At 72.5% G+C, this 18,227-nt stretch carries 13 protein-coding genes and 1 pseudogene; 2 read left to right on the top strand and 12 right to left on the bottom strand.

The annotated features are described in order from the left end of the window. The first annotated feature begins 93 nt into the window (after nt 1-93). Nucleotides 94-237 (top strand): hypothetical protein, encoded by a 144-nt coding sequence (locus ACIBQZ_RS03985; protein ID WP_396086945.1) that lies wholly within the window; start codon nt 94-96, stop codon nt 235-237. A gap of 7 nt (nt 238-244) precedes the next feature. Here the strand turns inward: ACIBQZ_RS03985 and ACIBQZ_RS03980 are convergent, their stop codons facing one another. Next, nucleotides 245-3,448: an NACHT domain-containing protein gene (locus ACIBQZ_RS03980; RefSeq protein ID WP_396086944.1), complete on the bottom strand. Its 3,204-nt coding sequence runs from the start codon at nt 3,446-3,448 to the stop codon at nt 245-247. Nucleotides 3,449-3,632: 184 nt separating this feature from the next. On the opposite strand from ACIBQZ_RS03980, the gene ACIBQZ_RS03975 reads away from it, so the two are divergent. Then, nucleotides 3,633-5,084 (top strand): fibronectin type III domain-containing protein, encoded by a 1,452-nt coding sequence (locus ACIBQZ_RS03975; RefSeq protein ID WP_396086943.1) that lies wholly within the window; start codon nt 3,633-3,635, stop codon nt 5,082-5,084. A gap of 831 nt (nt 5,085-5,915) precedes the next feature. Here the strand turns inward: ACIBQZ_RS03975 and ACIBQZ_RS03970 are convergent. The 11 genes and pseudogenes from ACIBQZ_RS03970 to ACIBQZ_RS03920 form a co-directional block, all read right to left on the bottom strand. Continuing rightward, entirely contained in the window at nt 5,916-6,152 is a 237-nt protein-coding gene (locus ACIBQZ_RS03970; RefSeq protein WP_396086942.1) for a hypothetical protein, read from the bottom strand. A 214-nt stretch (nt 6,153-6,366) separates the two neighbouring features. Continuing rightward, a complete protein-coding gene (locus ACIBQZ_RS03965) occupies nt 6,367-7,161 on the bottom strand; it encodes a PmoA family protein (RefSeq protein ID WP_396086941.1) in 795 nt (264 codons plus the stop codon). A gap of 14 nt (nt 7,162-7,175) precedes the next feature. Further along, complete coding sequence (locus tag ACIBQZ_RS03960) at nt 7,176-7,745, bottom strand: TetR/AcrR family transcriptional regulator (protein ID WP_396086940.1); 570 nt, start codon at nt 7,743-7,745, stop codon at nt 7,176-7,178. Next, nucleotides 7,729-8,385: a hypothetical protein gene (locus ACIBQZ_RS03955; RefSeq protein ID WP_396086939.1), complete on the bottom strand. Its 657-nt coding sequence runs from the start codon at nt 8,383-8,385 to the stop codon at nt 7,729-7,731. The genes ACIBQZ_RS03960 and ACIBQZ_RS03955 overlap by 17 nt, the downstream gene beginning before the upstream one ends. Nucleotides 8,386-8,511: 126 nt before the next feature. Then, nucleotides 8,512-9,030, bottom strand: a complete 519-nt coding sequence (locus ACIBQZ_RS03950) for an FAD-dependent oxidoreductase (protein WP_396087356.1) — start codon at nt 9,028-9,030, stop codon at nt 8,512-8,514. A gap of 112 nt (nt 9,031-9,142) precedes the next feature. Then, nucleotides 9,143-9,913, bottom strand: a pseudogene (locus tag ACIBQZ_RS03945) (dihydrolipoyl dehydrogenase family protein); the annotation flags it as partial. 24 nt (nt 9,914-9,937) lie between these two features. Further along, on the bottom strand, nt 9,938-11,344 hold the full coding sequence (locus ACIBQZ_RS03940) for a family 43 glycosylhydrolase (protein ID WP_396086938.1): 1,407 nt from the start codon (nt 11,342-11,344) through the stop codon (nt 9,938-9,940). Between the two features lie 8 nt (nt 11,345-11,352). Continuing rightward, entirely contained in the window at nt 11,353-13,893 is a 2,541-nt protein-coding gene (locus ACIBQZ_RS03935; protein ID WP_396086937.1) for an alpha-L-arabinofuranosidase C-terminal domain-containing protein, read from the bottom strand. Between the two features lie 75 nt (nt 13,894-13,968). Continuing rightward, the gene (locus ACIBQZ_RS03930; RefSeq protein WP_396086936.1) at nt 13,969-14,730 is read right to left on the bottom strand and encodes a glycerophosphodiester phosphodiesterase; all 762 of its coding nucleotides are present in this window, start codon (nt 14,728-14,730) and stop codon (nt 13,969-13,971) included. After that, nucleotides 14,721-16,463 (bottom strand): acyl-CoA dehydrogenase, encoded by a 1,743-nt coding sequence (locus ACIBQZ_RS03925; RefSeq protein WP_396086935.1) that lies wholly within the window; start codon nt 16,461-16,463, stop codon nt 14,721-14,723. Before ACIBQZ_RS03925 ends, ACIBQZ_RS03930 begins: the two co-directional genes overlap by 10 nt. 59 nt (nt 16,464-16,522) lie before the next feature. Next, nucleotides 16,523-18,187 (bottom strand): DUF1996 domain-containing protein, encoded by a 1,665-nt coding sequence (locus ACIBQZ_RS03920; RefSeq protein WP_396086934.1) that lies wholly within the window; start codon nt 18,185-18,187, stop codon nt 16,523-16,525. Between the last annotated feature and the right edge of the window lie 40 nt (nt 18,188-18,227).

The following is an 18,227-nucleotide window of genomic DNA, read 5'->3' as shown; positions in this document are numbered from 1 at the left end:
ACTGTTCGGGTTTGTTCGGCGTGATGGCCGTACCGGATGTCCGGGCTTGACGATGGAACGACCCATTCACGTGGATGAGAGGAAGTTCATCTCATGTGGTCCTGGCTTCCCGACGCCGCGTCGGTCCTTGACTTCGTCAGCGCCGCGCTCGGTGTGGTCCTGGCCGCCCTGGCCGTCGCCAAGAAGGTGCGGCGGGAGGAACCACCCGCTCCGGGGACGGATGACGAGGGCAAATGATGCACGGCTACGGGGCTGCCTCCGCGCCCGGCAGCCGCCGCCGAGCAGCGGCCACCCGCGCGGCGAGGCCCGGCCTCGCGCGTACCTGTTCGACCGCGTCGTCCAGCAGCTCCAGCTCGGACAGCACCTCCGCCAGCTCGTCATCGTCGCCGACCACCTCGTCCGGATCCGACGCCAGCAGGCACTCGACGACCGGCACCAGGTGCGACCGGGCGTCGAAGTACTCGCTGGACCGGATCGTTCTCAGCAGCTGCCGTACGTCCGCCGCCGGCAGCCGGTGGGCGTCGGTGCCGAGCGCGTGCAGCACCAGGCCGATGGCCGGAGCGGCCGAAGCGATGGCGCTGCCGGGCGGCCCCCACGCCCGGATCGCGACCGCGGTCACCGCCCGGCGGTACGCGGTCAGCAACAGTTCCGCCGGCTCGTCGGACGCCGAGGCGAGCCAGAGCCGGACCAGGCTGTGCGCGATCGACTCGGCGTCCTCGGGGCCGTGGATCGCGAAGGTCACCACGGTGTCCGGCAGGCGCTCGATCAGCGGTTCCACGACGTGCCGGAGGGCGTCGTCGCTGAGGGCGTTGATCAGGTGCATCGACTTCAGCACCGGGCCGAGCGGGAAGTAGTTGCTGAAGCCGCCGCCCGGATAGGAGTCGCGGATGTCCTGGTCCGGGCCGTGGCGGTGCGACCAGTACGGGTCGATGTCCGCGACGTGGTTCTCCGCCGACGCCGCCAGGATCAGGTCGCGGCGGCCGTCGCCGGCCCAGCACCGGGTGATCTCCATGGTCTCCATGGCGTCCAGCCACATGTCGCTCGGCACCGCCGCCCGCCACTGCAGGGCCGTGCCGCGCAGCCAGTCCGCCGGGTCGCTCGCGTGCCGGAAGAGCTCGGTCGCCCGCACCGGCTCGCCGCAGGCCAGGGTGAGCAGCATGAGGTTGAACGAGTACGTCGCCATCCAGTGGTCGATGCGCTTGTCCACCGGCTGGTACGGCCGCCGCACGTATTGCGGACGGGTGACCGCCACCCGCAGCCGTTCCACCAGCCAGTCCCGCAGGGTCGCGCTGCCGGACCGGCGCAGCAGCGCGGTGGCGAACGGCAGCACGGTGGTGCGGGCGGTCAGCGGGGTGAACCCGAGCAGCGACTGCACCAGGTCGTCGTCGTCCGCGGCACCCAGCCGCAACGTCCGGGCGTTCGCCCGCGCGGCCGCGTCCTGCACCGCCTGCACGACGAGCCGGGCCACCAGGTACTCGCCGAAGGTGGCGTGCAGGAACTCGTACGTCTGCAGGGTCTGCTCGTCGCGGCGGGCCTCGGCCCGCTGGATGAAGAAGAACCGGCCGACCATCTCCTGCCCGGCGGTCAGCGGCGTCCGGAACGCCTCGGTGCGCGCCGGCGCCGACGGGTGCAGGCCCAGGCCCGCCAGGTCGGCGTCGAGCTCCGCCGTGGTGGCCCACAGGCGCAGGCGGTGGAACATCGCGAAGGCGACCACGGACAGCCGCAGCAGCTCCGCCTCGACCAGCTCGGGCATGGCCTGCTCGGGCCGGCCGGCGTGCACCCGGCGCACCTCGCGGTCGGCGAACTCGGTGAGCAGCCGCTCGTAGAGCTGGCCGGTGTCGAAGCTCTCGCCGTCGTCCTGCAGCGCGTTGCCGGCGGCGTCGTAGAGCGCGAGCATCAGCAGCAGCAACGGCTGCGACGCGAGGTCGGGGAAGCGCCGCAGCACCGCGACCGGCAGCGGCCGCCGGCCGGCCCGGGCCAGCCGGTCGGCGTTGGCGGCGTTCCAGATGGCCAGCCAGCGTTCCCGCTGCGGGTCGTCGAACGGCTCCAGCCGCACCGCGAGACCGCCGGTCGGCAGCCGCGCCCGGTCGGCCACCGCCACCCGGCTGGTGACCAGCACCGCCACCGGCCGGCCGAGGACCGCCTCGCGGTGCTGGAACGCGGCCACCCGCTGGAGGTAGTCGGACTGGTGGATGCCGGTCGCCTGGAGCAGCTCGTCGAAGCCGTCGAGCAGGATGACCGGCAGCGCGCCGTCGGCGTCGCGGGCCAGGTCGGCCCAGGACACGGTCTCGCCGATGGTGCGGCGCAGCGCCTGCTCCACCTGGTCCTGGATCTCCGCCTCGGCCGGCACCTCGCGCAGCGCGACCCGCACGACGAGGAAGTCCGCGGCCGGCAGCCGGGCGGCGAGGATCCTGGTCAGCGACGACTTGCCGGCGCCGGGCTGGCCGAGCAGCAGCATCGGGGCGTCCGCCGCCTGCGGCGTGGTCACGTAGGTGGCCAGGAAGCCGGCGAAGTCGCCGCGCGGCTCGGTGTCCCACCACTCCTCCTCGGCCGGCCGGGAGCCCGCGCCGGCCGGCTTCACCCGGAAGCGCGGATCGACGTACGCGGCGCCGAGGGCCGGGATCAGCAGGTCGCCGACGTCGCCGCCGAGGATCGGCCGGTCCAGCTCGGCCCGGTACGCGGTGGCGAGCGCGGCCCGGTGCCGGACCGGGTCGCGGTGGGAGGTGACGCGCAGCAGTGCCGCCTCCAGGGCCTCCAGGCCGCGCGCGGCGGCCCGGGACTCCAGCAGCCGCGTCCAGATCGCGAACTCCGGCACCTCCGCGGCCAGCCGGCGGGCCGCCTCCTCGTACCGCTGCACCGCCCGCTCGGGCAGGCGGTCGTGCAGCAGGTCCGTCACAGCGCGCCGGGTGCGTTCGTCGGAGCCGTCCCAGACGGCGAGGCCGGCGAGGTGGTCGATCATCGTGACCGCCAGCACGTCGAAGTGCTGCTCGAGGTCGCGCAGGAACCGGTCGTAGGGCTGCGCCGGGGACGGCACCGGGAGGTCCCCGGCGAGCAGCCGTTCGGGCCAGTCGCCGGCCACCCGGGTCCGGGCGGCCAGCATGATCTGGTCGTCGCGGCCGAAGCCGGGCGGTGCCAGGCCGGCCGTGCCGAGACAGTCGTCGAGCGCCTCGAAGAAGGCGGTCACGACCAGCACGCCGTGCGCGGCCTGGAGCCGCCGGCTGCGGTCGTGGCGGCCGAGTCCGCGTACCGTCTCGGTGATCTGCCCGGCCACCAGGTGGCCGAGCCGGATCACCTCGGTCTTGGCGTCGAACAGGCTCAGCGCGACGTCGCTGCCGCCGCCGGTGGCGAGCGCGAGCGCGCCGCCGAGCACGGTGTCGGCGGCCCGGACGAACGGGCTCGACCCGCCCAGCAGCCTGACGGCGTCGGCGTAGGTCAGCCCCTTCGGCACCACACCACTATGGACGACGGCCGCGCGGCCCGGCAACGACGGCCGGGCCGGCGGTGAGCTGTACCGCGACCTGACGGCCCCGCGATCCTGAACGGTGAACGGCGCTTGACAGTTCGGTAGGCAGACCCTTTGCTGAACGCATTGACAGTCACGGATGGCCCGGCCGTCCGGGGAGAGGACACCCATGCGCCGCTGGCTTGCGCTCCTGCTCGTGTTCGCCGCACTGACGCCCGGGTCACCCGCTCGGGCAGACAGCAACGCGCCCGCGACACCGCAGCGGCTGTCGCTGGGCGCCGGCACGACCTCGATGAGCCTGTCCTGGGAACAGCCCCGCACCGGCCCACGGGCCCAGGGGTTCCAGGTGTACGAGGACGGCCAGGTCGTCGCCCGTGCCACCACCACCTCCGCGACGGTGGCGGTGGCCTTCAACTCCACCCACACCTACACCGTCACCGCCGTCGACGGCCAGGGCCACGAGTCGGCCCCGACCGCACCGGTCAGCGGGCACGCCTGGGCGTCCGGCGTGAACCCGGAGTGCCTGAGCCCCGCCCCGCTGACGATCACGGCCACCGCGATCACCGCCTCGGCTGCCTCGCTGTCGTGGCCGCGGCATCCCCTGTGGCAGGACCTGGAGCTGCGGGTCGGCGGTGTCAGCCTCGGCCGGACCACGCGAACCAGCGCACGGGTCGGCGGACTGGCCCCGGAGACGACGTACAGCGCGGGGCTCTACCGCTACAACAACTGCCTGGGGCAGACCGTCCCGGTCGCCCTGGGCTCCCTGACGACCGCCGCCGGCAGCGCCGCCCGCCCGGCCGCGCCGTCCGCCCTGACGGTCGCGGGCCGGACCGACACCACGGTCCGGCTCTCCTGGACCGCAGCCGAGGGGCCGGCCCCGTCCCGGTACGCGGTGTACGACGGCGACACCCTCGTGGCCCGCACCAGCAGCACGACCGTGACGGTCGGCCGCCTCTACCACGCCTCGTGGCACACCTTCACCGTCGCGGCACTGAACGCCGCCGGCGACGAGTCCACCCACACCGCACCGCTGCCGGCGAGCACCGAGGCGTGCCAGGCCGTCCCGCCCCGGCCGATCGGGCTCACCGCCACCGCGGTGTCCCCGTCCTCGGTGCGGCTGCGCTGGGTCTTCCCATCCGCGGCCACGTCCTACACCGTCCTCGACGGCGACCGGCCGGTCGTCACCGCGGCCGGACCGGAAGCCATGGTCACCGGGCTGGCGTCCGGCTCCCGGCACACCTTCCGGGTGACCGCCACGCTCCCGAACGGCTGCGGCGAGACCCCCCGCGGCACCGCGGTCACGGTGACCACGCTCGCCGGCCCGGCCGGCCGTGCCGCCCAGCCCGCCGACCTGACGCTCACCGGCAACGCGCCGCTGGGCGTGGACGCCACGGCGATCACCCTCGCCTGGACCGCCTCGTCCGGCGAGGAGCCCGCGACCGGCTACCGGGTCTACGAAGGCGCGACCCTCGCCGGCGAGACCACCGGCACCGAGCTGTCCCTGACTGTCGGCGCCGGCACCCGGCATACCTACACGGTGGTCGCCGTGGCAGCCGCCGGCACGGAGTCGGCGCAGAGCGCACCCCTCACCGTGTACGCCACCTACCTGCCACCCCCGTAGCGCCGCCTCGCCTCAAAGGGACACGAGGTATCGATGGCCGCTCGGGAACGCGGACCGCGGGGGAGGGGTGACGGCTGGCGGGCAGTGTGGTCCTGGAAGGGATTGCTTGACGAGGCCTTGGCAGTGGCCGTCGGGGACTGTCCACCGTCTCGGAGCAGGGTCTGTCGCGGCTCCTGGGGCCCCGCCCAGGCCCTTTTCACCCAACGACTCTCGTCCTCCCTGACGCCGGTGGGTGCACGGGCCTGTCCGGAGGCGGGGGTGCGGATGTCGGTAACCCGATGCGCCGACCGGGCACCCGCCGGGCTGCGACCGGTCCACGAGTGACCGGGGGATTCCATCGTGGTGTCGATCTTGGTGCGTTGTGGTTCGCTCCTGAGTCTTTTGCATGGCTGTTGTGATGATCGATCGCCATCCCCCGGACGGGCGACACGCTTCTGCCGCGCCGAACGGCCGCGCCAAGCATTGCCGGAGGCCTGCCCACCGCCGAACCCGCAGCACCGGCCCACACATTGAGCAGGATTCTCACACCGCAGAACCCCTAAGCGAACAAAGAGCGTAAAAGACACGAAGCGAGCAGCGAATTGTCGATCTTGTGGACTTAAGGTTCGGAGCTCACACCACATCAACAAGAACGAAATCCTGCGCGTCGGTGGCGGTCGGCGCGCGGCCCACGTCACTCCGGCGGGCTATTGCCATCGCCCGATACACCAACCACGCAAAAGACTCTCCTCACCCTGCCGTCACAAGATTGCGCGTGGACCCTCGCCGGACGCGGGTTTTCGGGCGAAATGTGAAGTTTCATGGGCGCGAGGGGTCCGGATGGTGAAACACCTACCTGCCTGGTGGGAGGCCGGCCCGAAATCCGGGACGACCGGATACGGTCAGTGTCCCCTTGGCATCGATCGTCGGGGAGTCCGCGGGAATATCGGTCGCGAGCTGGTCCACGGCCGGGTCGAGGAGGTCGTTGAGCGCGCGCACCAGCACCGTCACCGCCCGGTGCGCCGACCGCTCGACCTCGTCGCCGTCCGGGCGCCTGCGCCAGCAAAGGTGGCCCGCAGGTGCGGCCACGGGTCAGCTCCTGTTCGGACGGTTGGACCTGAGGGCCGAACAGTTGCGGCGGTCCTGGTCCCGGTCCCGCTGCTGGCTCCGGGTGAGCTGGGTCGGCCACGGCAACACAGCGTGACGTCGCAGACCGGGTCGCAGTCCCCCGCGGGAGACCACCGGGTCGTTGTCGTCCCGGCGACCGGGGTTCAGACCTCCCGCGCGGCCGGCCGGGAGCCGGTCACGTGGTGATCTGGTCCCGGGTGAGCTCGCCGTCGGCGACCAGCACGGTCAGGTCCCGTTCCAGCGGCGCCCCGGGCCGGATCACCAGAGGTTTTTCGAAGGCCAGGGCCGCGCACACGCCCGAGTAGCCGCCCTCGCCGGTGCGGACGAACCAGCGGTCGTCGCCGCTCAGGCCCCGGAAGACCAGCGTGTACGGCCCCTGCCCGGTCAGCGCCACCCACGGCTCGTCGCTGCCGTTGACCGTCTCCTCGCCCCGCCGGGACGCCGTGAACGTCGACGTCGGGCCGGGGGCGACGCGCCAGAAGAAGCCGCCGTAGCCGGCACCTCCCGGGCGCCCGTTGGTCGCGGGGCTGCCCAGGGTGACCTCGTCGGCGGCGCTCAGCGCGTACGAGAAGCAGAGCTCCCAGCCCAGCGGGACCGCCCGGGCCGCCACCGCCCGGGTCTCGGTCAGCAGCGTCTCGCCCCGCGTGCCGAGCCAGAGCAGCCGCTCGGTGAAGCCGTCGGGCGCCTGCGCCAGCCACCCGGCGTGGCTGATCCGGCCGTGGTCGTCGAGCCAGGTGTAGCCCTGGCCGCGGACGTAGGTGCGGCCGCCCCACAGGTTGACGCCGTTGACGTCCTGCATCGCGACCGAGACGCCCAGGTGCCAGCGGTGGTCCTCGGGCAGCACGTCGGTCACCGGCACGCCGGCCAGCGTGCGCACCGGGTGCAGGTAGGGCCGGGGGCCGTCGCGGGGGTCCACCGCGGGGTCGGCCACGTACTCCGCGACATCGACGTCTCCCACTGCCAGGCGCATGCAGGGACGGTACCTCAGGACGGCAGCAGCAGGTCGAGATGGGCGTCCAGGGCCCGCAGCGCCTGCTCGGCGGTGTACTGCCCGCCCAGCAGGTAGATGCCCAGGCCCTCCATCAGCGCCAGCAGGCCGGCCGCGGCGCCGGCCGGATCGGGGACGCGCAGCAGGCCCGCCACGAAACCGGCCAGCTGCGCGGTGTCCTCGTGCAGCTCGGCCGCGGCGGCCGGCCGGACCGCCGTGTACGCGAGGAACGCCAGCGCCACCCGCCCGTTGTCGCGGCTCGGCTCGTCCAGCGGCAGCAGCGCCGCGATCATCGTCCGCAGCAGCAGCCGCGGTGGCGGGTCGGCGCCCAGCCCGGCGAGCGCGTCGGTCACCCGGGCCTGGGTGCGTTCCCGCACGACGCTGAGTGCGAAGGTCATCATCTCGTCGCGGGTGCGGAAGTAGTGCTGCACCATCCCCGCGGAGACGCCGGCCCGCGCCGCCACGTGCCGCAGGCTGACCGATTCCAGGCCCTGCTCCGCCGCCACCCGCATCAGCGCGTCGGCGATGAGCCGGCGGCGTTCCTCGGGATCAACCTTCTTGGGCATGGGGCATGATCGCATGCTCGGCGTCGAGGGCCCGCCGGGCCGCCCGGACCAGGCCGTCGGGATCGTCGGCGTACACCCGGAGCTCGTCGACCGGCGCGGACCGGCCCTTCGGCAGGCCGAAGGCGACCGGCCGGCGGAGCCGGAGGTCCACACTGGTCTGGCTGCCGACGACGATGTTCAGCACCGTGCGGTCGCCGTCCGGCTCGAGCTGCACGCTCCTGCTGGACGGCAGGGAGCGGTAGGCCTTGCTCACCGACGCGACGTCGGCCCAGGGCACGGTGAGGTCGAGCGAGGAGCTCATCCGCACCCGCAGCCCGGCCGGGCCGGCCACGTGCGGGTGGATCTTCATGCCGGCGTACAGGCCGATCATCCACAGCAGACCCCAGACGCCCAGCGCCAGCACGATCCAGCGGGCCGGCTGCCAGGGCACGACGTGCCGCACGATCAGGTCGAAGATCGGCACCTCGACCGCGGAGAGGCCGATGAAGACGCCGAGGATCGGCTTGACCACGCCGAGATAACCGAACGGCTGCTCGCCGGGAGCGAGTGGCAGCGGCTTGCGGCGGAGCCAGACGGCCGTGCTGCGCCACATGGCGGCCTCCAGGGCGGCCACCCTGCGGAGGGTCGGGACCATCTGCATGGGGTCACGGTAGCCGTTATAAAATACAAGTGCAATGTAAAAGTTGGTCACGACGCCTCGCCGCTCCTGCCGTGCCGGCACCCGCCGCACGGCCGGCCCCCGGGCCAGGGACCGGCGCGCCGCCCGTCAGAGGTTGATCATGTGGCCGGTCAGGCCGTGGAACGCCTCCTGCAGGGCCTCGCTCAGCGTCGGGTGGGTGTGCACGTTGCGGGCCAGCTCGTTCGCCGTCAGGTCCCACTTCTGCGCCAGCGTGAGCTCCGGCAGCAGCTCGGAGACGTCCGGGCCGATCAGGTGGCCGCCCAGCAGCTCGTGGTACTTCGCGTCGGCGACCAGCTTGACGAAGCCGGTCGGCTCGGCCAGGCCGTGCGCCTTGCCGTTCGCGGTGAACGGGAACGTCGAGACCTGCACGTCGTAGCCCTCGTCGCGGGCCTGCTGCTCGGTCAGGCCGAAGCTGGCCACCTGCGGCTGGCAGAACGTCGCCCGCGGCATCATCCGGTAGTCGCCCAGCGTCATCGTCTCCGCGCCGCCGATCGTCTCCGCGGCCACCACGCCCTGCGCCTCGGCCACGTGGGCCAGCTGGAGCTTCGCGGTGACGTCGCCGATCGCGTACAGGTGCGGGATGTTCGTGCGCATGTGGTCGTCGATCTCGATGGCGCCGCGGTCGGTGAGCTCGACCCCGGTGTGCTCCAGGCCGAAGCCCTCGACGCGGGGGGGCGAAGCCCACCGACATCAGCACCCGGGCCGCCTCCAGCGTCTCGCTCTTGCCGCTCTTGGCCGTGTAGCTGACCACCACCGACGAGCCCTTGTCGGTGACCGTCTCGACCTTGGCCGAGGTCAGGATCGGGATGCCGAGCTTGCGGTACTGCTTGGTGATCTCCTTGGAGACGTCCGCGTCCTCGTTCGGCAGGGCCCGGTCCAGGTATTCGACGATGGTGACGTCCACGCCGTAGTTCTTCAGGACGTAGCCGAACTCCATGCCGATCGCGCCGGCGCCGACGATGACGATCGACTCGGGCAGGTCACGATCGAGGATCTGGGTCTCGTAGGTGACCACGTTGTCGCTCAGCTCGACGCCGGGCAGCAGCCGCACGGTCGAGCCGGTGGCGATGATCGCGTTGTCGAAGGTCAGCGTCTCGGTGCCGCCGGCGCTCAGCGTCACGTCGAGGGTGTTCGCGTCGCGGAACGAGCCTCGGCCGTCGTACTCGGTGATCTTGTTCTTCTTCATCAGGTAGTGCACGCCCTTGACCCGGCCGTCGGCGACCGTGCGGCTGCGGTCGAAGGCCACGCCGTAGTCGAAGCTCACCTCGCCGCTCATGCCGAAGGTCTTCGCCTGGGTGTGGAAGATGTGCGCCAGCTCGGCGTTGCGCAGCAGCGCCTTGGACGGGATGCAGCCGACGTTGAGGCAGACGCCGCCCCAGTACTTCTCCTCCACCACGGCGGTCCGCAGGCCGAGCTGGGCGGCGCGGATCGCGGCGACGTAGCCGCCGGGACCCGCGCCGAGGACGATCAGGTCGTAGTGCTCGCTCATCCGCCCAGTATCGCGCAGACCGGCTCAGGTCAGCAGGAAGACCGTTGCGTCGCCGGTCACCACCGCCCCGTCCTGGTGCCGCAGGTAGCGGGTGGGGTCGTCGGCGAGCTGGAGCCGCACGCCGCGGCCCGCCGGCACCCGCCGGAGAGCCGCCGGTGCGCCCGCCTCGACCCGGACCGTGCTGTCCACGACCCGCACGTGCCGGTCGGGGAAGTCGACGGACTGGAGATGCTCGCCGCCGCCGGCGCCGGCGACGAAGCGGAACTGGGTGGTGGCCGGCGCGTGGTCCGGCGGGCGGACCGCCAGCGCGGCGCCGTCGCGGGTGACGAACCGGCCGGGTGCGTCCGCGGGGGAGAGCCGGACGATCGGGCCGCCGGCCCCCACCGGTACGCCGAACAGCGGCGTGCCGTCCGGGTGCCAGTAGAGGCGCTGGACCCGGGTGTGCCGGTTGGGGTCGTACAGCGGGTCGCCGGTGATGTCCCGGTAGTCCCGGGCGTGGTAGACCATGACGTCGGTCCTGCCGTCCTCGGCGACGGTGAAGCTGTTGTGCCCGGGGCCGTACTGCTTCGTCTCCACGTTGGTGACGAAGACCGGGTCGGGGGACTTGGTCCAGGACGCGTGCTCGAGCAGGTCGGCGCGGGCGTCGGCGGTCAGCAGGCCCATGCAGTAGCGGGCGTCGGTGGCGCTGGCCGAGAAGGTCAGGAACACCCGCCCGTTGCGGATCAGCACCGCCGGGCCCTCGTTGACCCGGAAGCCCTGGATCTCCCAGCTCTTCGTCGGGGTGGCGATCCGGGTGGGCTTGGTGCGCAGCGCCCACGGTGAGCTCATCTCGGCGATGTAGAGGCTGGTGTTGACCGCGATCTCCGGCTCGCTCTGCGCCCACACCAGGTAGCGGCGCCCGCGGTGGGCGAAGGTGGTGGCGTCCAGCGAGAAGCTCTCCCACTCGGTGGCGATCTGGCCCTTCAGCGTCCAGCCCGCCGGGTCGGTGGGGTCGGCCAGCGCCGACTCCAGCACGTACATCCGGATCCGGAAGACGTCGTCGGAGTCGCCGGCGGCGAAGTAGATGTACCAGCGGCCGTCGATGCGGTGCAGCTCCGGCGCCCAGATGTGCCCGCCCATCTTGCCGGTGGCCGGGCGGCGCCAGACCACCGACTCGGTGGCGGTGGCGAGCCCGTCGATGGTGGTCGCGCCGCGCACGATGACCCGGTCGTACTCCGGCACCGAGCCGGTGAAGTAGTACCGGCCCCGGTGCCGCGGCGTGATGAACGGGTCGGCCCGCTGCTCGATCAGCGGGTTGCGGGTGGTGACGCCGTAGATCTCGGCGTCGGTGCGGGCCTTGCGGGCCTGCGCGGGAGACGCGGCGAGCAGTCCGGCCCCGGCGACGCCCACGCTTGCCAGCAGCAGGGTCCGGCGGCGAATGTCGTATGTCATCTGCAACCTCACTTGGTCCGGATGCGCAGGAAGGTCACGGAGTTCGGCGCGAAGGTGCGCGTGAACTTCGCGGAGATGCCGCTGACGGTGGTGGTGACCGGCTGGATGGGCTCGGCGGAGCGGGTGTTCTGCTCCTGCGGGTCGCCGGTGAGCACGGTCATCCGGGCCTGCTTGGCCACCTTGCGGCCGCCGAGGTCCACCGTGGTCACGGCCGGGGTGTCCTGGGCGTTGACCACCTTGACGATCAGCTCGCCGGTCTTGTCGTCGTGCGTGACCACCTGGGCGAACGGCTCGGTCACCTGGTCGTCGGTGAAGCTGCCCCATTCCGTGCCGTTGAGGAAGAGGGTCACCTGGGTGCCGCGCACCTGGATCCGGATGTCGTACGTGGTGCCGGTGGCGATCGAGTTCGGCTTGGCGAGCACGATCTCCTTGGACCCGCCGGCGCCCTTCTGGATCGCGCCCTGGGTGTTGTTCCAGCCGCCCAGGTTCCACCAGTACAGCTCGCCGGAGGGCTGCACCCCGAACGCGACCAGGAAGCCCTCGGCGCCGGCCTGCTTGGTGGCCTTGAGCGTCAGGTCGTAGTCGGTGGCGGTGATGTCGCCGGCCTTCACCAGGGTGTCCAGCGCGGCGGTGTCGCTCTGCCGGTAGGCGCCGTCGACAACCGACCAGGCCCCGCGCGGCTCCACCGGCGTCCACTGCCCGGCGCCGGCGGAGAAGTCGTCGCTGAACAGCACGGCGCCGTCCGGCGAGGTCACCTTGATGTCGTCGTAGGTGGCGGCGGTGGCCCAGGTGGACAGGCCGATGGCGCCGGTGATCGGCTTCGGCTGCACCACCTTGCCGGTCGACTTGCTGGGCACCACCCGGTCACCGACGTTGGTCATGAACAGCTTCTGCATCTGGTAGCTGGTCGAGCCCCAGGACTCGTCGTTGTCGAACCAGATCATGTCCGGCTTCCACTGCACGTGGTCGATGTTGGCCAGCAGCGGCGCGTACGAGGCCAGCTTGACCACGTCGGCGTTGCGTTCCAGCCCGGTCATGTACGACGCCTCGGCCAGGGAGTTGAACAGCTTGTTGTCCAGCGACGCGTACTCGCCGAGGAAGACCTTCGGGCCGGCGCGGTCGTAGGAGTCATACCGCTTGTTGTTGCCCAGGAACCAGGCCGGGCTGTTGTAGTAGTGCTCGTCGACCATCGCCACGTTCGCGGCCTTGTTCTTGGCCCACAGGTTGTCGAAGGTCGCGCCCTGGTCGTCCGGCCCGGAGTTGCTCACCACGGTGATGTCCGGGTACTTCGCCGCGATCGCCTCGCGGAACTTCAGGAAGGTGGTGAAGTACTCGTTGGGCAGGTTCTCCTCGTTGCCGACGGCCACGTGGGTCAGCCCGAACGGCTTCGGGTGGCCCATCTCGGCGCGCAGTCTGCCCCAGGTCGAGGTGGCCGGGCCGGTGGCGAACTCGATCAGGTCGAGGGCGTCCTGGATGTGCCGCTGCAGCAGGGCGGGGTCGTTGGTGGCCCGGTTCTGCCCGCAGCCGGTGACCAGCGCGGGCAGCACCGGCAGCGGCATCGCGCCGATGTCCTCAGAGAACTGGAGGTACTCGTAGTAGCCGAGCCCGTAGGACTGGTTGTAGCCCCAGAAGTTGGCGTTGGTGGCGCGGGTCTCGACCGGCCCGACGGTGTCCTTCCACTGGTACGAGCGGGCCCGCGGGAAGTTGTTCGCGGCGTCGTAGCCGTACATGCTGCCGGTGTTGACCAGGCAGCCGCCGGGGAAGCGCACGAACCCGGGCTTCAGCGCGGCGATCTTGTCGGCCAGGTCCTTGCGCAGGCCGTTGGGGCGGCCCTTGTAGGTCGCCTCGGGGAACAGCGAGACCATGTCGAGGCGCAGCGTGCCGGTGCCGCCGGCCAGCACGGCGAGCCGGCCGGCGTCGGTGGTCCGGGTGGCCCGGACGGTGGCCGGGTAGCGCTTCCAGGCGTCGCCGGTCACGGTGAGGGTCACCGGCGCGGCGAGCGGCTCGCCGGCGGTGTCGCGCAGGGTCACCGTGACCGGCGTGCCGGCGGGGGAGTCGCTGCGGGCCCAGACCGAGAAGTCGTACGTGGCGCCGCGGGTCACCGCGAAGCCCTTGTTGTAGCCCGCGTTCGTCACGCCGTAGCGCCCGCCGGCCGGGTTGGCCAGGGCCAGCTTGAGGTAGGTGCGGTTGCGGTCGTTGAGCCGGGCGGCGTCGTCGACGGTGGACGCCGTGCCCGCGCCGCCGGCCTCCGCGCCCGGGGTCCAGGCGGTCAGTCCGGTGTAGGCCGAGTTGTCGACCGGGAGGAACTCGAAGGAGCGGTTGCGGACCAGTTCGGCGTAGAGGCCGCCGTCGGCCGCGAAGTTGATGTCCTCGAAGAAGACGCCGTACATGGAGTCGGAGATCTCCGGGCCGGTGGCGGCCGGGTCGACGGTGATCGTGTAGTCGGGGGCGGCAGCCGGGGCCTGGGCCAGGCCCGGCGCGGCACCACCGACGGTGGCGAGCAGCACTGTCACGGTCGCGAGACCGAGGAGCGCGCGGGACGGGGACATTTGCGTCCTCCAATGTGAACGTTAACAACGCTCGGCCGATTATCATCGACGCGTAACACGTCGTCAATGCCCTTGTTACGAGGGCCAGGCGTCCCGGGCGGCGTAGACCTCGCGCAGCAGCGCCGGGTGGTCGGTCATGATGCCGTCCACACCCAGGTCGAGCAGCCGGGCCATCTCCGCCGGATCGTCGATCGTCCAGACGTGCACGTGCAGGCCGAGCCGGTGGGCGTGGGCGAGGAAGCGGCGGTCCACGATCGGCACGGGGCCGTGGCGGACCGGCACCTGGGCGGCGACCGCGGTCGGCGGCAGCCGCAGCCGGGTGCCGAGCAGTGAGGAGATCCGCAGCCGGGCCACCTCGCCGCGGCCCAGCGAGGTGGCGACCCGGGGGCCGGCCAGGGTGCGCAGCCGGGCCAGCCGCGCGTCGCTGAACGAGGCGAGCAGCACCCGGTCCGTCGCGGCGGCGGCCCGGACGGCGTCGACGGTGGGCGCCACCGCGGGGTCCGCCTTGACGTCGATGTTGAACCGCACCTCGGGCCACGCGCCCAGCACGTCGGCCAGCCGGGGCACCGCGCCCGCCCCGCCGATCCGCAGCGTCGCCAGGTCGGCCCAGCGCAGGTCGGCGATCCGCCCGGTGGTGCCGGTGAGCCGGTCCAGCGCGGCGTCGTGGAACACCACCGGCACGCCGTCCGCAGTGGCGTGCACGTCCGTCTCGACGTACCGGAATCCCAGGTCGATCGCGCGGCCGAACGCCTCGGCCGTGTTCTCGTCGCCGTCGGCGGCGCCGCCCCGGTGGGCGAACGCCAGCGGCAGGGGGGACTCCAGGAAGGTCAGAGGCACTCGTCGTCCAGGTCGGCCAGCAGCGTGTCGCGGCTCTCCAGCAGGTCGAACCAGGCGGCGGTGCGGGGCAACTCGTGGGTGAAGAAGTAGCGGGCGGCCAGCCGCTTGCCGTCGTAGAACGATCCCTGCTTGCCCGCCGCGGCGGTCGCCTGCTCCAGCCACATCCACGCCACGACCAGGTGGCCGGCCGCGTTCAGGTACGCGGTGGAGTTGGCCAGGGCGATTTCCGGGTCGGCGTCGGCCCAGAGCTTGGCGGTGACCTCGACCAGCCGCTGGCAGCCGCTCTCCAGCAGCGCGGCGAACTCGGCCAGCTCGGCCGGCGCCCGCTCGGCGGCGGCGCGCATGGTGCCGACCAGCAGCTTCAACCCGGCGCCGTCCTGCATGACCACCTTGCGGCCGAGCAGGTCCAGCCCCTGGATGCCGTCGGTGCCCTCGTGGATCGGGTTGAGCCGGTTGTCGCGGTAGAACTGCTCGACCGGATACTCCCGGGTGTAGCCGTAGCCGCCGTGCACCTGGATGGCGTGGTCGTTGGCGAGCAGGCACCACTGCGAGGGCCAGGCCTTGACGATCGGCGTCAGCACGTCCAGCAGCAGTGTGGCCGCCGCCCGGTCGCCGGTGTGCTGCTCGTCGACGAGCTTTGCCGCGTACAGGACCAGGGCCAGGCCGCCCTCGACGTAGGTCTTGGACGCCAGCAGCATCCGGCGCACGTCCGGGTGCCGGATGATCGGCACCGGCGGGGCGGCCGGGTCCTTGCCGGCCACGGGCCGGCCCTGCAGCCGCTCGCGGGCGTACGCCAGCGCGTGCAGATAACCCGTGTAGCCCAGCGCCACCGCGCCGGCCCCCACGCCGATCCGCGCGTCGTTCATCATCTGGAACATGTAGGCCAGCCCGCGGCCCTCCTCGCCGACCAGGTACGCCTCGCTGTCGGTGAACGCCAGCACCGCGTTGGTGGTGCCGCGGAAGCCCATCTTGTGGTTCAGCCCGGCCAGCACCACGTTGTTGCGCGCGCCGGCCCGCCCGTCGTCGCCGACCAGGTGCTTGGGCACGATGAACAGCGACAGCCCCTTGACCCCGGCCGGCGCCCCGGCGACCCGGGCCAGCACCAGGTGCACGATCGTCTCGCTGAGCTCGTGGTCGCCGCCGGAGATCCACATCTTGCTCCCGGTGACCCGGTACGTGCCGTCGCCGGCCGGCACCGCGCGGGTGGTGACGTCGCTCAGCGACGAGCCGGCCTGCGGCTCGGACAGGCACATGGTGCCGGTGAACCGGCCCTCGATCATCGGGCCGACGAACCGCGCCACGTGCTCCGGGGCCGCGTGGGTGAGCAGCAGGTTGGCGTTCGCCATGGTCAGCAGCGGGTACGCCGAGGTGGCGATGTTCGCGGCCTGGAACCACAGGAAGCAGGCCCGGTGCACCACGTGCGGCAGCTGCATGCCGCCGACCGCCTCGTCCATCCCGCCGGAGAGCAGGCCGGAGTCGTTGAACGCGCCCAGCGCCGCCCGGACCTCGGGGATGATGTGCACCCGCTCGCCGTCGAAGCGCGGCTCCTCGGCGTCGTTGCGCCGGTTGTGGGTGGCGAACTCACGCTCGGCGATCTGCGCGGACACCGCCAGGAACGCGTCGAACGTCTCCCGGGAGTGCTCGGCGAACCGGGGCCGCGCGGTCAACGCGGTGACGTCGAGCCACTCGTAGAGCAGGAAGTCGAGGTCGCGCTGCGAGAAGATGCTGGACATCACCCCACCCTAACGGCGTACCGCGGGCCGGGGCGGTGCCGTGCGCCCCGGCCCCCGGCTCACCGGCAGCGCCGGCCGCCGTTGAGGCAGGCCGTGATCCGCTTCATCTGCCGGTCGGAGTTGACGTTGACGAAGTCGTCGTGGTCGGAGAACGGGTTGTGGTTCTCCTCGGGGAACGAGTCGAGCGCGAACCGGCCCTGCTGCTGGACGTCGCGCGGGATGGCGTAGGAGATGGTGATCCGCAGCTGCGGGATGGCGACGAAGCCCGGCGGGCAGGCGCCGTCGCGGCCGGCGAAGGCCAGGTGGGCGCGGTGGTTGTCGCTGTCGACGTCCGTGCCGTTCCAGCAGCCGGGGAAGTCGTGCACCCGCAGCACCCGGCGGCCGGCCGGGCAGATCGGGTACTTGTCCGACAGCCGGTCGGCGAAGCCGGAGCAGGTCCAGGAGTTACGGGCGTTCGCCGGGCCGCGGCTGGTCGGCTTGGCGTCACCGGTCAGCGCGCGCAGGAAGCGCGGCATCGGGGTGACCTTGCCGGCCGGGTTGCCGCGGTACTCGATCAGCACGGCGGCCGGGCGCACGATGGCGCCGGTGTTGCCGGGCAGCTCGAGGTTCGGCCCGCTCGGCGCCGGTAGCTGCGGGTCGCCACCCGCGGCTGGGGTGTCCGTCCCCTTGCCGACGGTGCAGGCCGCGAGCTTGCCGAGGCCGGTCGGCCGGGTCGCGCGGCGGCCGATGGCGATGACGATCCGATCGATCGTGGCGGTCCGCCGGGCTTGCAGGGCGCCGAGCACGCCGCTGTCGCCGGGCGCCTCGACCAGGCGCTCGTTCGCCCGGGCGATCTGCTGGTCCAGCTCGGCCAGGTTGCGGTCCACCTCGGTCAGTGCCTGGTCCGGTACGGCGGGCAGCCCGGCGCGCACGGACGGGCAGCGCACGCTCGGGTTGGCGACGCTGCGCGGGGACGCGCCCGCGTGACCGGCGTGCAACCCGTCGTAGCTGACCTCGCACTCCACCAGCGACACCAGCCGGCCGGCCCGGCCGTTCAGCAAGGCACTGATCGTCTTCAGCGCCCGGGCCCGCTGCGCGCGCAGCGGCCCGGTCACCGAGTTGTTCAGGTCCGCGTCGATCCGGCCGCGGCTCGCCGCGATCCGCTTGTTCGCCGCGGCCAGTGCGGTGTCGAGCCGGGCCAGTTGCCGGTTCACCGCGGCGCGGTCGCGGGCCGGGACGGCCGGGAGCTTGTCGCGCACCTGCGGGCACGAGACGGCCGGCCCGGCGGTGGCCGGATCTGCCGCGGCCCGGACCGCCTTGTCGATGCGGACGACCGGCCAGAAGTACGAGGACCGGTCTCCGTTGCGGCAGGTGGTGCCGGCGGCGGCCAGGGCCGCGTCCGGGGTGTCCGCGGTGATCGCCTGGTTGCCGACGAAGTCGTGCACGTGCTCGGCGCCGTTCCTGATGCCGGGCTGGGCGACCGGGTTGTCCGGGCTGAACTTGCCGTTGCCGTTGGTGCCGCAGTCGACGGTGAACGTCCCGGTGGCCGCGCCGCGCCGCGGCTCGGGCGTGACGACGTTCGGCGTGACCCGCTCGATCGCCACGTAGTCGGCGAGGCTCGTCCCGGCGGACGCCTCGCCCTTGCCCCCGGCGGAGACGAAGTACGCCGTGGCCCCGGCGGTGACGACCAGCGTCGCGGCGACCGCCACCAGCCGCGCCGGACCGGTCCTGTTGCTGACTCTCATGGGTGCTTGCCTCCAGACGCAGGCGGCCGACCGCCTGCTG

Origin of the sequence: Actinoplanes sp. NPDC049599, from assembly GCF_044465625.1 — a bacterium.
Lineage (GTDB): Bacteria > Actinomycetota > Actinomycetes > Mycobacteriales > Micromonosporaceae > Actinoplanes.
The sequence above is the reverse complement of the archived record's forward strand: the minus strand, read 5'-3'. Positions and strand labels throughout refer to the sequence as shown.